Annotated in this window: 13 protein-coding genes and 1 tRNA gene; 9 read left to right on the top strand and 5 right to left on the bottom strand. The window is 65.2% G+C overall.

The window, feature by feature from the left end:
- Nucleotides 1–14 precede the first annotated feature (14 nt).
- The 3 genes from NC4_RS02320 (at nucleotide 15) to NC4_RS02310 (ending at nucleotide 3,196) form a co-directional block, all read left to right on the top strand.
- Nucleotides 15–1,622 carry an acyl-CoA synthetase gene (locus NC4_RS02320; RefSeq protein WP_067531621.1) on the top strand — a complete coding sequence of 536 codons (1,608 nt, stop codon included), beginning with the start codon at nucleotides 15–17 and terminating at the stop codon, nucleotides 1,620–1,622.
- 96 nt (nucleotides 1,623–1,718) lie between these two features.
- Nucleotides 1,719–2,429: an acetoacetate decarboxylase family protein gene (locus tag NC4_RS02315; RefSeq protein WP_157554158.1), complete on the top strand. Its 711-nt coding sequence runs from the start codon at nucleotides 1,719–1,721 to the stop codon at nucleotides 2,427–2,429.
- On the top strand, nucleotides 2,426–3,196 hold the full coding sequence (locus tag NC4_RS02310) for an SDR family NAD(P)-dependent oxidoreductase (protein WP_067531619.1): 771 nt from the start codon (nucleotides 2,426–2,428) through the stop codon (nucleotides 3,194–3,196). Before NC4_RS02315 ends, NC4_RS02310 begins: the two co-directional genes overlap by 4 nt.
- A gap of 395 nt (nucleotides 3,197–3,591) precedes the next feature.
- Here the strand turns inward: NC4_RS02310 and NC4_RS39880 are convergent, their stop codons facing one another.
- A complete protein-coding gene (locus NC4_RS39880) occupies nucleotides 3,592–3,747 on the bottom strand; it encodes a hypothetical protein (protein WP_157554155.1) in 156 nt (51 codons plus the stop codon).
- Nucleotides 3,748–3,934: 187 nt separating this feature from the next.
- On the opposite strand from NC4_RS39880, the gene NC4_RS02300 reads away from it, so the two are divergent.
- The 5 genes from NC4_RS02300 (at nucleotide 3,935) to NC4_RS02280 (ending at nucleotide 8,341) form a co-directional block, all read left to right on the top strand.
- A complete protein-coding gene (locus tag NC4_RS02300; RefSeq protein ID WP_067531615.1) occupies nucleotides 3,935–4,264 on the top strand; it encodes a hypothetical protein in 330 nt (109 codons plus the stop codon).
- Nucleotides 4,245–4,781, top strand: a complete 537-nt coding sequence (locus NC4_RS02295; protein ID WP_067531613.1) for a DUF6879 family protein — start codon at nucleotides 4,245–4,247, stop codon at nucleotides 4,779–4,781. The genes NC4_RS02300 and NC4_RS02295 overlap by 20 nt, the downstream gene beginning before the upstream one ends.
- Nucleotides 4,781–5,653 (top strand): helix-turn-helix domain-containing protein, encoded by an 873-nt coding sequence (locus tag NC4_RS02290; RefSeq protein ID WP_067531612.1) that lies wholly within the window; start codon nucleotides 4,781–4,783, stop codon nucleotides 5,651–5,653. The genes NC4_RS02295 and NC4_RS02290 overlap by 1 nt, the downstream gene beginning before the upstream one ends.
- A 76-nt stretch (nucleotides 5,654–5,729) precedes the next feature.
- On the top strand, nucleotides 5,730–6,434 hold the full coding sequence (locus NC4_RS02285; RefSeq protein ID WP_067531611.1) for a hypothetical protein: 705 nt from the start codon (nucleotides 5,730–5,732) through the stop codon (nucleotides 6,432–6,434).
- Between the two features lie 125 nt (nucleotides 6,435–6,559).
- A complete protein-coding gene (locus NC4_RS02280) occupies nucleotides 6,560–8,341 on the top strand; it encodes an ABC transporter ATP-binding protein (protein ID WP_245721443.1) in 1,782 nt (593 codons plus the stop codon).
- 46 nt (nucleotides 8,342–8,387) lie between these two features.
- On the opposite strand, the gene NC4_RS02275 is transcribed toward NC4_RS02280, so the two are convergent.
- Complete coding sequence (locus NC4_RS02275; protein WP_067531609.1) at nucleotides 8,388–9,209, bottom strand: crotonase/enoyl-CoA hydratase family protein; 822 nt, start codon at nucleotides 9,207–9,209, stop codon at nucleotides 8,388–8,390.
- Nucleotides 9,210–9,347: 138 nt separating this feature from the next.
- On the opposite strand from NC4_RS02275, the gene NC4_RS02270 reads away from it, so the two are divergent.
- On the top strand, nucleotides 9,348–10,946 hold the full coding sequence (locus NC4_RS02270) for a succinic semialdehyde dehydrogenase (protein ID WP_067531607.1): 1,599 nt from the start codon (nucleotides 9,348–9,350) through the stop codon (nucleotides 10,944–10,946).
- A 164-nt stretch (nucleotides 10,947–11,110) separates the two neighbouring features.
- On the opposite strand, the gene NC4_RS02265 is transcribed toward NC4_RS02270, so the two are convergent.
- The 3 genes from NC4_RS02265 to NC4_RS02255 all read right to left on the bottom strand — a co-directional run bounded on the left by NC4_RS02265 (nucleotide 11,111) and on the right by NC4_RS02255 (nucleotide 13,352).
- A tRNA-Pro gene (locus tag NC4_RS02265) sits at nucleotides 11,111–11,184 on the bottom strand.
- A gap of 64 nt (nucleotides 11,185–11,248) precedes the next feature.
- Nucleotides 11,249–12,337: a DUF8017 domain-containing protein gene (locus NC4_RS02260; RefSeq protein ID WP_067531605.1), complete on the bottom strand. Its 1,089-nt coding sequence runs from the start codon at nucleotides 12,335–12,337 to the stop codon at nucleotides 11,249–11,251.
- A gap of 52 nt (nucleotides 12,338–12,389) precedes the next feature.
- Nucleotides 12,390–13,352: a metallophosphoesterase gene (locus NC4_RS02255; protein WP_067531603.1), complete on the bottom strand. Its 963-nt coding sequence runs from the start codon at nucleotides 13,350–13,352 to the stop codon at nucleotides 12,390–12,392.
- Between the last annotated feature and the right edge of the window lie 60 nt (nucleotides 13,353–13,412).

Below are 13,412 nucleotides of genomic sequence, written 5' to 3'. Positions count from 1 at the left end.
CACCAGGAGCAGTCATGGCGTGTAATTTCGCCGACCTCTTCGAACACGCCGCCGATGCGGTACCCAACCGGACCGCGGTGGTGCAGGCCGGGCGGCGGCTCACCTTCGCCGAACTCGACCGGCGCGCCAATCGGCTGGCGCACCATCTGGCCGCCGCCGGGGCCGGGCCGGGCACGCATATCGGGTTCCATATGCACAACAGCATCGAGACTCTCGAAACACTGTTGGGCTGCTTCAAGATTCGCGCGGTGCCGATCAATATCAACTATCGGTACCGGGCCGAGGAACTGCGCCACGTCTACGACAATGCCGATCTGGAGATGGTGGTCCACCACCGCTGCTACGCACCGCTCATCGAGGAGGTCCGGCCGCAACTGCCGAAGCTGCGGCACGCGCTGGTGGTCGAGGACGATCAAGGCGGAGCCGGACTCGCCAGCCGGTCGGTCGGCTACGAGCAGGCGCTCGAAAGCGGTTCCCCGGACCGTGATTTCGGTGCGCGCGGTCCCGACGACCTGTTCATCATGTACACCGGCGGCACCACCGGGCTCCCCAAGGGCGTCATGTGGCGGCAGGAGGACATGTGGCGGGTGCTCGGCGGCGGCATCGACTTCTACACCGGTGAACCGGTCGCCGACGAATATCAGCAGTCCCGCAATGGATCCCAGGCTCAGCAGCTGCGCTGGTTCGTGCTGCCGCCGCTCATTCACGCCGCCGCCATGATGCCGACCTTCACGGCGCTGTGGTCCGGCCATGCGGTGATCTTCGAACCCCGTTTCGATCCGGCGCGGATCTGGCGGGTGGTGGCGGCCGAACAGGCGAACATCCTCGTCATCACCGGCGACGCCATTGCCCGCCCGCTGGTCGACGCCTACCGGGCCGCGCCCGTGGACGCCTCCTCGCTGTTCTCCATCGGCTCCGGGGCCGCGCAGCTGACGCAGCCGGTGAAGAACGAACTGCTGGAACTGTTCCCGTCGACGCTGATCACCGAATCCATCGGGTCCTCCGAAACCGGGTTCGGGGGAATCGGTTTCGCGCAGAAGGACGACGATCCGGGGCGCGGGCCGCGGGTGAGCGTGGGCCGCGGCGCGGTGGTCGTCGACGACGCCGGGCATGCGGTGGCGCCCGGGGGCGAGGGCTGGGTGGCCAAGACCGGCAATGTGCCCATCGGGTATTACAAGGATCCGGCCAAGACCGACAAGCTCTTCCGCACCGTGGACGGGGTGCGCATGGTCATCACCGATGATCGCGCCCGGGTCGAGGCGGACGGGTCGGTCACGCTCATCGGGCGCGGGAACATGGTCATCAATACCGGTGGGGAGAAGGTATTTCCCGAAGAGGTCGAGGCCATCGTCAAGGCGCACACCCGCGTCTACGACGCGGTCGTCATCGGCATACCGCACGAACGCTGGGGCCAGCAGGTGGCCGCCATCGTCTCCACCGGTGCGGGCGGTGTGGACTTCGCCGACCTCGAACGACATGTGCGGGCGCACCTGGCCGGATACAAGGTGCCGCGGCGCATCTGGATCGCGGACACGGTGGGACGCACCCCGAGCGGTAAACCCGACTATCGCTGGGCGAAGGCGTACGCGGCCGCGCGCCCGGCCGATCATGAGGTGCGGTAACCGGTTATGGATTCGAATGCCACCGCCGGGCCCGTTCAACGGGATAACCCGGCAGAACCTGTGGCACATCCCACAGGAACCTGTTCTAATTCGAGCATGGCGGAGGCGCATATCATCCAGGGCGAGCAAGTCCGAATGCCGGTGCGGATCCGTCATGCGGACGCGTCCTCGGCCCTGTTCGCCGCCGATGTCGCGGCCGCCCGGGTGATCCTCGCGGCCACCGGGCTGGAACCGGTCACCGTCCTCGGCCGGGCCGTGGTGTTGCTGGCCTTCGTGCGCTACGTCGACGGCGATCTCGGCCCGTACCACGAATTCGCCTTCTCGCTCATGGCGCGCCAACCCGGCCGCAAGCACACCACCGGGGCCTACATCCACTGGCTCCCGGTGAACCAGACCTTCACCTGCGAAGCGGGCCGATCGATTTGGGGCTTCCCCAAGCTCATGGCCGATATCGACATCACGCCCGTGCGCGGCGGCAAGCGCTGCGAGGTCCGCGAGAACGGCCGGTTGGTGGTCGCGCTGCGCATAGCGAACGGCCTGCCCATGCCCGGCGGTGCGGGCGGCGCCTCCATCGACGCCTACACCTACCGCGACGGCCTACTGCGCCGCACACCCTGGGTAATGAATCCCGGCGGCGTCCGTGGACGCCCCGGCGGCGCCCGAGTCGAACTCGGCGATCACCCCATCTCCGACCAGCTCCGCTCGCTCGGCCTGCCCCGAACCGCCCTGTTCTCCAGCGGAATCGGCGCACTCCACATGACTTTCGACGACGCCACCACGGTGTCGCAAACCCGGGAGGGACAATGACCCAGACAGCTCTGGTAACCGGCGCGGCCAGCGGCATGGGCCGCATAGTCGTCCAACGCCTCGCCGCCGCGGGCTGGCGCGTCGCCGCCGTCGACCTCAACCCCGACGGCCTCACCGAAACCGCCCAACGCTCCCCCAACATGCACACCTACACCTGCGACGTCTCCGATCCGGAACAGGTCACCGCGGTCGTGGAAAAGGTCCGCGCCGAACTGGGCCCCATCGACCGCCTGGTCCACGCCGCAGGCATGTGCCACGTCCACGCCCACGCCCTGGACCACAATGTCGCGCAGATCAAGAAAATGATCGACGTCAACTACATAGGCGCCGTCAACCTCTGCCAAGCCGTCATCCCCGCCATGCAACAGGCAGGCAAAGGCGCCGTAGTCCTCTTCGCCTCGGTAGCAGGCTGGCTCCCGTCCCCCGGCATGGCCGGATACTCGGCGTCCAAATTCGCGGTAATCGGCTTCGTGGACAGCCTCTCCTACGAACTGGCCGGATCCGGCGTCCGCCTCCTCGCCCTGTGCCCACCCATGGTGGAAACCCCCTTCCTGGACGCAGTCCGAAAAGAGAACGCCTCCGTCCTAGGCGGCGCAGGCGGCGTAACCCCCGAATCTGTAGTCGACGCCCTCGAAAAAGCCCTAGCCAAACCCAAAGGCCCCCTCTTCGTCTTCCCCGGCCCCGCCGCCCCCCAGTACTACATGCGCCGCTTCGCCCCCGCCCTCATGCGCCGGGTCCTCGCCCGCATGGTCAAACCGACGGACTAGCTCCGTCGCGCGGATCCCGACACGTGCTCCGATCGGCATCCGCACCCGGCGCTGGGCAATCGGGGCTCTGCGATTGCCCAGCGCTACTTCACGCCCCACGCCGCGCATAGGTTTCCGCGGGGTACAGAGTGATCACGTCGACCCTCCTCACCAGCGACCCGGGCACCTGCCCACCCTCGAAGTGCGCGGTCCCCGGAACGATGACCGCGTCAGCATCGAGCCGAGTGGCCTGCGCCTTCAACCGAGCCAGCGGCGGCCGCCCCGACGCCGGATCGAACACAACCGTCCCCGCATAGTCATACCCCAGCTGAGCAGCACGCCTCCGAAGCTGCGACTCGTCCCAAAGCTGGCTCATCCCGGACACGTCGGTTCGGAGATATCCGAGAATCGTTGCCTTATAACGCATTGCCCACCTCCGGTCGTTCGTCGTCGCGGCTGTCGTCTTCGCCCGACCGAAAGAGCTCCAGATACACGCCTGAGTCGTCGTCCTCGTAGGCATTGGTTTCCAGGAAACCACCGGGGAACTCATAGATCCTTCGCTGATAGGCCATCTCAGCCCCCTTGGCCGCAGTCGGCTGTTCTCGGTGTCGGAAACGCTACGAAGCTGCGCGCTCCGCGTCCATGAACTTGCGGATACTTGCGCGATCGAACCCAATTGCTGGCAAGGTTCACTGAGCTAGAGGACCATGGAGGTTGCTAGTTCAAATTCACGCAAGTAGTCAGCCGGAGGCTGAGATCATGCATTTGAATTTCCTCGGTAAGTGCGGCTCCGATAAGAAGAACTGCCCCACGCTCTACGCCACCGATCAGCGAAGTTTCGTCGTCCAGGGCTGGCGGACCGACCACCCTGAAACCATCGAGATTCCCCATGCGCTACTCGGTTTCGCGGGCGAGGAGGGTTTCATCGCGGCAACGATGACCGACACGGGGAGAGGGTCCTTCATCGTGTCGGGGCGGCCGATCACCGATAGCGGAACGCTCGAGCAGTTGACCATGGAAGACTTCGAGACGGCGATCGAGGTTCCGAGAGCTGAGAGGATTTACTTCGGTGGAATTTCGCGGCGTTGACGACTGGGACCATCTGTTTCACGAGTGCCGAGAATCGGCGTACCACATGGAGGTTCGCGACACCTACGCGGTCGCGAGCGAATCCGAGCCGCTCCGGCGATTCCTCGAGGGCGAGCCGCCGCCGGACTACGACAAGTCCGACTGGATCGACCTTATCCGGGAAATGACGGGCCGCGGCGTCGCGGTCAGCCGCGTCCGGGTCGTCACAGTGCCGCACAGCGACTACCAGCGCTGGCTACTGTCGGTCACCGGCAAGAACGTCGAGGCAGGCGAGGATATCCGTTATCTGCCAAGGCATCTCGCTGAACCGGCGGACATCCCTTCCGATGACTGGTGGTTGTTCGACGGCAGCCGCGTCGCTTTCAACCTTGTCGAACAGGCGGGCCGACCGGCCGGTGTCGCGGTCACGACCGATCCGAAGATCGCGGCGTACTGCCGTGGTGTGAAGGACCGATTGCTGGCCGTAGCGACGCCCTATTGGGAGTACATCAACGAATCTCCGGTGAACAGCCGGTAGTGACCGATTCGGTACAGGAAGCGCGGGAGGCTCTTGGCAAGCGGCTCCGGGAGATTCGCCGTGACGCCGGAGTCACCGGCCGGGAGCTTGCCGCTCGTGAAGGCTGGCACGAGTCCAAGGTCTCGCGCATCGAGCACGGCAAGGCCACGCCATCGACGGCGGATCTGCGCGCTTACTGTTCGCACTGCGACGCGAACGAACAGTTGCCCGACCTGCTTGCCAGCCTCCACAACATCGATTCCGCATGGCTCGAGTGGCGGCGACTACTCGGAACGGGCGTGAAGCGTGGCCAACAACTGGCGCTGAGGCTCGAGGCCGAGACGGCCCTCATCCGAAACTACGAGCCGCAGATAGTTCCCGGACTGCTGCAAACGGCCGCATATGCCGAGGCCAAGCTGAAGCGCGTAATCGAGTTCTACCGCTTACCCGACGACCTAGATGCCGGAGTATCCAAGCGCATGGAACGGCAACAGGTCCTGTACCGCCGAGGCAATCGGTTCCACTTCCTCATCGGCGAGACTTCGCTGTACACGACGGTCGGCGACGACGACGTGATGCGGGGCCAACTCGACCGACTCCAGACGATCATCGGAATGCCCCGCGTCACTCTGGGTATCGTCCCGCTGACATCCGAAGCACTCGTCGTCGTCGAAGGCTTCATGATGTTCGACAACCGTACGGTGAAAGTCGAAGCGCACACCGCCGAGCTCACCGTGACGCAGCCGAGGGAGGTCGCGCTCTACGGGCGAGCATTCGACACCTTGGCGAGCCAATCGGTTACAGGCGAAGCAGCTCGAAGGTTGATCCGCGCGGCCCTGAGCGGGCGAACCGAGCGGTGCAACGACGAGCCGGGCCGGACTCCGACGCTGTAGTGGACCTGATCGAGTTCGCGACCATTAAGGTGGCATGGGGAGGGGCGATGCCCTCGGCTGTGGAGGGGATCGGATCATGGACCAGCGAATTCCACCGGAAGTGCTTGCGGCACACCGCCAGACCGGTGATCCGGCCAAACTGAACCTGCGGATGCGGCTGTACCCGGAGAGTGCCCTCGACGGCATGCTCGACCAACTTGTCGCCCGCCCGCTGGCTCCGGGATTGCTGGAGACCGTGGTTCTCGATACTCCCCAGCACATGTCGGTGCTCAATCGTGGCCAACTCGAGGCGCGTGAGGAGGATATCTTCGCCGCCGCGCTCGCGCTGTCGATCGGTAGCGAAGAGCACCTTGTCGACACATCGCAGCTAAGCCATGGACACGTGACCTTCATCAGCGGCAGGCACCGCTACGTCGGCTCTCACATACATGTGCTGGCAAGGCATTTCGCGTCGGTCGCGCTGCCCTACGGCGCGTTGGTCGCCTTCCCCCTCCCCGAGTACGTGATGATCTACCCGCTCGGCCAGACCGGACCCGTCGAATCGCTGGTCGACGTTCAGGATGTGGCACAGCGACTGTTCGACAGCGGATCGAAACCGCTCACCAAACGGATCTTCTGGTGGATTCCGGGTCACTACGAGCAGTTTCTCGAACCGGAAGCCCTGCGTAGCGGGCTGGTGCCGGACCTGCGACCGGTCGGCATCGATATCGACGGCCATGCCCGCGAGATCAAGCTCCTGACCGCCGAGACCAACGACCTGTTCCGTGCTCTGGGGCAATGAGCCCGGCTCATTACGCTGTGACGTGCGGCAGCTAGCGCTCGGCGAATATTCGGTGGCCGGAACCCCCGGGGGCGCGAGATCATAGCTCACCTGCATCGCTCGTAATCCGAGTCGAGAGGGGAAGCATGAGTTCACGCGCAACGGCAATCAGGCTGGTGCTGCGTTACTACGGGCGGGAGATGGCCGCCCGTAAGGCCATAACGATTCCGGCGCTGCTGGCGCCGGCGCTCGGCAATATTTGCAACTTGTACATCGCACCGCTGCTGGTCGCCATGATGGTGGGCCGGGTTGCGGTGACCGGCGATGCGAGTGTGGGGGCGCTGGCGCCCTACATACTCGCCTTCGGTGGTGTGCTGCTGCTCGTGGAAGTGATGTGGCGCATCGGGATTCACTGTTTGAACCGGGTTGATGCCTACGGTATCGAGGCGTTGTACGTGCGCGCCATGGATGAGCTGCTGGTCAAGGATGCGGCATTCTTCCACAACAATTTCGCGGGGTCGTTGACGAAGCGCTCGCTGAGTTTCGCGTCGCGGTTCGAGCAGTTCGTGGACACGCTCGCCTTCGAGATTCTGGCCGCCCTGGTGCCGCTGGTGTTCGCCTCGGTGGTGCTGTGGCGCTATGACCCCATGCTGGTCGTGGTACTGCTGGGGATGATCGTGGTGACCGCGCTGGTCATCATGCCGCTCATTCAGCGTCGCCAGAAACTGGTGGACGACCGGGAGGCCGCTATCGCGCGGGTTTCCGGGCATGTGGCCGACAGCCTGGCCAATATGCAGGTGGTGCGCGCCTTCGCGGCCGAACCGCAGGAGGCGGCCGAGCATCAGCGGCGGGTTGCCTGGCAGCGGCGAAAAGCATTGCGCTCCTGGGATTACGCCAACCTGCGCATCGATACGCTGGTGGCGCCGATCGTGGTGCTCACCAATGTGATCGGGCTGCTGATCGCGCTGGGACTCAGTGGCGGGAATGCGGGGGTGGAGGCCATCGTGGTGGCGTTCACCTACTACTTCAACGCCACCGGGATCATGTTCCGGTTCAACCAGATCTACCGGCGGCTGGAGAGCGTGCTCACCGAGGCCGCGCAGTTCACCGAACTGCTCATGGACAAACCGACGGTGCTGGATGCGGATGACCCGGAACCGCTGCGGCCCAAGGGTTTCGATGTGCGGTTCGAGCAGGTGCACTTCACGCACGCGGGTGCGCGGCAGCTGTTCGAGGGCCTGGATCTGGATGTGCCGAGCGGCGCCAAGGTGGGTCTGGTCGGGCGATCCGGTGGCGGCAAGACCACCATCACCCAGCTGCTGTTGCGCTTGATGGACATCCAGTCGGGAACCATCCGCATCGGCGGGCAGAACATCGCCCGGCTGCGCCAGGCCGATCTGCGCAGTCTGATCGCCTATGTGCCACAGGATCCGGCCATGTTCCACCGCACCCTGCGCGAGAACATCCGCTTCGCCCGCCCCGACGCCACGGACGAGGAGATCCTGCGCGCCGCCAAGGACGCGCACGTCACCGAGTTCGCCGACGCCCTGCCCCAGGGCATGGAAACGCTCATCGGTGAGCGCGGCGTGAAGCTCTCGGGCGGTCAGCGGCAGCGCGTCGCCTTGGCCCGCGCCATCCTGCGCGACGCTCCCATTCTGCTCCTGGACGAGGCCACCAGCGCCCTCGACTCCGAGAGCGAACTGCTTGTGCAGCAAGCACTCTGGGAGCTGATGGATGGGCGTACGGCGCTGGTGGTCGCGCACCGGCTGAGCACCGTGGCCGGTATGGACCGGCTGGTGGTGCTCGACCGCGGGCGCATCGTCGAGCAAGGCACCCACGATGACCTGCTACGCGCGGAAGGAACGTACGCGCAGCTGTGGCGGCATCAATCGGGTGGCTTCCTCGGCGAGGAGGTTGTCGCCCGCTGACGAGGATCCGGCCGTGATGCGAATTGCGGCCGGATCCCCGAAAGTTTTACTTGCCCTGGAAGTTCGGCTTCCGCTTCTCGGCGAAGGCGCGCGGGCCCTCCTTCGCGTCCTCGCTGCGGAAGACCGGCAGGCCGACCTTGGCGTCGATCTTGAAGGCTTCCTCTTCGTGCATGCCCTCGGTATCGCGCATGACCTTCAGGATCGCCTGCACGGCGAGCGGACCGTTGTTGTTGATCAGCTCGGCGATCTCGAGGGCCTTGTCGAGCGCGGTCCCGTCCGGCACCACATGCCCGATGAGCCCGAACTTCAGCGCCTCGGCCGCGGTGATGTGCCGTCCGGTGAGCAGCAGCTCCGCGGCCACGGTGTACGGAATCTGCCGCGGCAACCGCACCGCCGACCCGCCCATCGGGAACAGGCTCCACTTCGCTTCGGACACACCGAATTTGGCGCTCTCCCCGGCGATCCGGATATCGGTGCCCTGGAGAATCTCGGTCCCACCGGCAATGGCCGGGCCTTCCACGGCCGCGATGAGCGGCTTGGACAGCCGATATCCCTTGAGCAGTCCGGGCATCCGCGTCGGATCGAACGAGCTGCCGCTGGTCATATTGTCGCCGGGGTTGGACTTCGCCATATTCTTCAGATCCGCGCCCGCGCAGAACGCCCCGCCCGCGCCGGTGAGGATGCAGCACCGGATCTCCGGATCGCTGTCCACCCGCTCCCACGCCTCGGTCATGATCGCCAGCATCTCGCCGGTGAGCGCGTTCTTGGCGTTCGGCCGGTTCATGGTGACGATGAGCGTCCCGCCCCGCTTCTCCACCAGAGCGTGCGGCTCGGTGTTGCTACTCGTTTCAGCAGTGGCTGTGGTCATCGCCGACCTTTCTTTCCGCAGGATCCAACCGTCGATTCCGGGATGAAACTACCTCGCGCCGTTGTACTGAACAATAACGTGTTCTAGTTTGGATCATGGTGACCGCCTTCACGGGCGGCAAGTAATGGAGAGAGCACCATGAGCACAACGCAGAGCGGCTCGCGGGCGAAGCTGCCCCCGCGCATTACGGAATCCCTCGTCAACCGGCTCACCGCCATGGTGACCGCGGGCACGGCGGGCGAGACCCGCGAACCGTACGACATGATCGAGGTCTACACCGGCGATATCGTCGGGCAGTTGCCGCAATCCTCGCCCGAGGATGTGCGATCCGCGGTCGAGATCTCGCGCGCCGCCCAGAAGGAGTGGGCGGCCCGGCCACTCAGGCAGCGGCTCGAGGTCTTCGAGCGGGCGCACGAGCTGATTCTCTCCGAGATCGAGACCATTGCCGACCTCATTCAGATCGGCTGCGGCAAGACCCGGCGCATGGCCATCGAGGAAGCCTGCGACACCCCCATGGTGATCGCGCACTACCTCAAGACGGCCGAGAAGACGCTGAAGTCCAAGAAGCGCAGCGGACCCATGCCGGTCATCACCAGCTCCACCGAGGAGCACCGGCCCAAGGGCGTGGTCGCGGTCATCGCGCCGTGGAACTTCCCCTTCGCCATCTCCGTGTCCGATTCCACCCCCGCGCTCATCGCGGGCAATGGCGTTGTCATGAAGCCGGACAACAAGACCGCGCTGTGCACGCTCTACGGCATCGAACTGCTGCACAAGGCGGGCCTGCCGCGCGGGCTGATCCAGGTGGTCTGCGGCGGCGGTCCGAATGTCGGCCCGACCTTCATCGACAATGTCGACTTCGTCATGTTCACCGGCTCCACCGCCACCGGCCGCGTGATCGGCGAGCAAGCGGGCCGCAACCTCATCGGCTGCTCCCTGGAACTCGGCGGCAAGAACCCCATGATCGTCCTGGACGACACCAACCTCGACGAGGCCATTCCCTCGGCCACCTTCGCCGTCTACGGCAATACCGGCCAGGCGTGCATGCACATCGAACGCATCTACGTCCAGGACCGCGTCTTCGACGAGTTCGTCCGCCGATTCGTCGCCGCCGCAGAGGATTTGGGCTCGAAGGCGGGCGCCTCCTACACCTTCGATCCCGAGTTCGGCTCCCTCGTCTCGGTCGATCACATGCAGCGCGTCGCCTCCCACGTCGACGAGGCCCGCGACAAGGGCGCGAAGGTCCTCACCGGCGGCAAGCCCCGCCCCGACCTCGGCCCCGCCTTCTACGAGCCGACGGTCCTGACCGACGTGACCCTGGACATGGCCCACGCCACCCTCGAAACCTTCGGCCCCGTCGTATCCATCTACAAGTTCTCCACCGAGGAAGAGGCCATCCGCCTGGCGAACGCCACCACCTACGGCCTGAATGCCAGCGTCTGGAGCGGAAACCTGGACCGCGCCACCAGAATTGCCGCCAAGATCGAAGCAGGCGCCGTCAACATCAACGACGGCTTCGTCACCACCTACGCCGCCAAAGGCACCCCCTCCGGCGGCATCAAACAATCCGGCGTAGGCACCCGCCACGGCGCCGCAGGCCTCCTCAAATACACCGACACCATCAATATCGGCGTTCAGAAAAAACAAATCATGGCCGCCCGCTCGAACATGCCCTACGAAAAGCAACTGAAATCCACCCTCATCACCCTCCGCCTCATGAAGCGCCTGCACCTGGGCTAACCCGCACCTTCCTGATCACCGCATACGGATAAGAGGTGGCACCGGCAACAGCCGTCACCTCGAGTCCGTCTATGCCGCAAGAAGAGCGGTTGGGGTGAGGAGAACGAGGAAGGGCCCTGACCAGCTGGTGGTCAGGGCCCTTCTACTGTGTCTCAACCAACACGTCGGGGTGACAGGATTTGAACCTGCGACCTCTTCGTCCCGAACGAAGCGCGCTACCAAGCTGCGCCACACCCCGTGAAGTGAACCTGCAGTAGCTTAGCGCATGGCCGGTGTGGTCGTTAAATCGGCTGGTCAGGTGGCTAAATTAGGCGGAATGTGGCTAGGAGGCGGCGGGCCAGGCCGCGGTTTACGGCGCGGTCTACGCCGGTGTCGGCGGCGATCGTGAGGACCAGGGCGCCGGATTCGCCGCCTAGGGCGAAGGTGTAGATGGCGTAGGTGGAGGCGCAGGTCGGGTCGGGTGGGGTGAAGGTGCCGGTGGTTTCGGCGTAGACGCCGTGCAGGGCATTGTCGGTGGAGCTGAAGGGTTCGGGGGTGGAGGCGTTCAGGGAGGTGGGGGACCAGCCGATACGGCCCATGCGCTCCCCGATATCCGTCGCGGCCTTGGTCGGATCGGTCTCGGTGGACTGGGTCAGAAAGACGTTGGTGCGCACATAATTCGGGCAGTAACCGACGCCGTCCTGTGCGAGCCCGGCGATCGGGATGGAATCCCCGCCGGAATCGAAGGTGCTCTGACCGGTGCGGTCGACCGTCCAATTCTTCGGAATGTCGTACGCCGCACCATTGTCCGGGATCGTGACGACCTGATAGCCAGGCACCACCGCGGCCGGACCCGTGGTCTTGGGCGTGGTCGTCGTCTTGGTCGTCGGCCCGGTGGAGGTCTTGGTGGGAGTGAGCGCGCTGATCAGTGAGGGCGTCGTATTCGACTGCGCCGAAGGCTCACTCGAATCCCGGTTCACCAGCGCCACCGTCACCGCCCCGATGATCGCCAGCACCAGCACGCCGATACCGGCGAACAACCAGATCTTGCCCTTGCCGCCACCCGGCGACTGCTGCGGCGGATACGGCTGCGGATATCCCGGCTGCCCGAACTGCTGCGGCTGCCCCGGATAGGGCTGCGGCCCTGACTGATACGGCTGCGGCCCCGATTGATACGGCGACTGTCCGGGATACGGCTGCGGCCCGGTGTACGGCTGCCCCTGATGCGGATCCTGCGGATACTGCCCACCCGTGATCGGCGCGGTCGGCGGCGGCGAGGTGTAACCCCCCACCAAGGTCGGATCCGACTGCTGCCCAGCGTAATTCGGATCCTGTGCCGGAGTGCCCTGCTGCCACCAGTCCGGCTCCGGACCGCGCTGCCCCGGATCGTCCTTATCGTTACCACTGGTCACGGTTGTCCCCTGACTGACGACTACATACCGCGTTGTATATCGCGGCAAACGCTCAACGCGCGACAGTCTCCGTTACGGTTCGTCCGCGACCGGACTCCGAAACCGGTTTCTTGGGCGGCGCGCCCACCAGGGTCAGCAGCGTCGCCTCCGGGCGGCAGCAGAACCGGTACGGCGCCCACGGCGAGGTGCCGACACCGGCCGAGACGTGCAGCCGGGTGTGCGCGCCCCACTTCGACGCACCCTTGACCCGCGCCCGATCGATACCGCAATTGGTGACCAGCGCGCCGTAGAACGGAAGACACAGCTGCCCGCCATGGGTGTGACCGGCCATCACCAGGTCGTACCCGTCCTCGGCGAACCGATCCAGTACCCGCGGCTCCGGCGAATGGGTGAGCCCGATGCTCAAGTCCGCCAGCGGATTCGGCGATCCGGCGATGGTGTCGTAGCGATCGCGCTGCAAATGCGGATCATCCACGCCCGCCGTCGAGATCCGCACTCCGGACACCTCGATATCGCGGCGCACATGGGTGAGATCCAGCCAGCCCCGCTCGGTGAACGCGGCCCGCAGATCCTGCCACGGCAATGGGTCACCGAAAACGCGCTTGTGGTCCTTGTTGAAGTACTTCAGCGGATTCTTCGGCACCGGCGCGAAATAATCGTTGGACCCGAAAACGAAAACACCCGGACGCCCGAGCAACCCGCCCAGCGACTGCACCACCGAAGGCACCGCCTTCATATGCGACAGATTGTCGCCGGTGTTCACCACCAGATCCGGTTCCAGCCGATCCAGCTCCCGCAGCCACGCCTGCTTCAACTGCTGACCGGGCATCATGTGCAAGTCGGAGATGTGCAGCACTCGTAGCGAAGGTTTACCCGGTTCCAGCACCGGTAGTGTCGCCTCACGCAGCATGAACGCATTGCGCTCGATCAGCGAGGCGTAACCGATTCCGGCGACCGCGGCCCCGGCGGCTCCCAGTGCGGCACGGCTGAGGGCGGAGGTCGAGATAACGGGCATTTGCCCAGAATAGGCGACCGGCGGCGGAAACACCGCTTTAAATGAGGTGGGCCACCACAC

Source organism: Nocardia crassostreae, assembly GCF_001613405.1.
Taxonomy (GTDB): domain Bacteria; phylum Actinomycetota; class Actinomycetes; order Mycobacteriales; family Mycobacteriaceae; genus Nocardia; species Nocardia crassostreae.
This window is presented reverse-complemented; position numbering and strand designations above follow the sequence as displayed.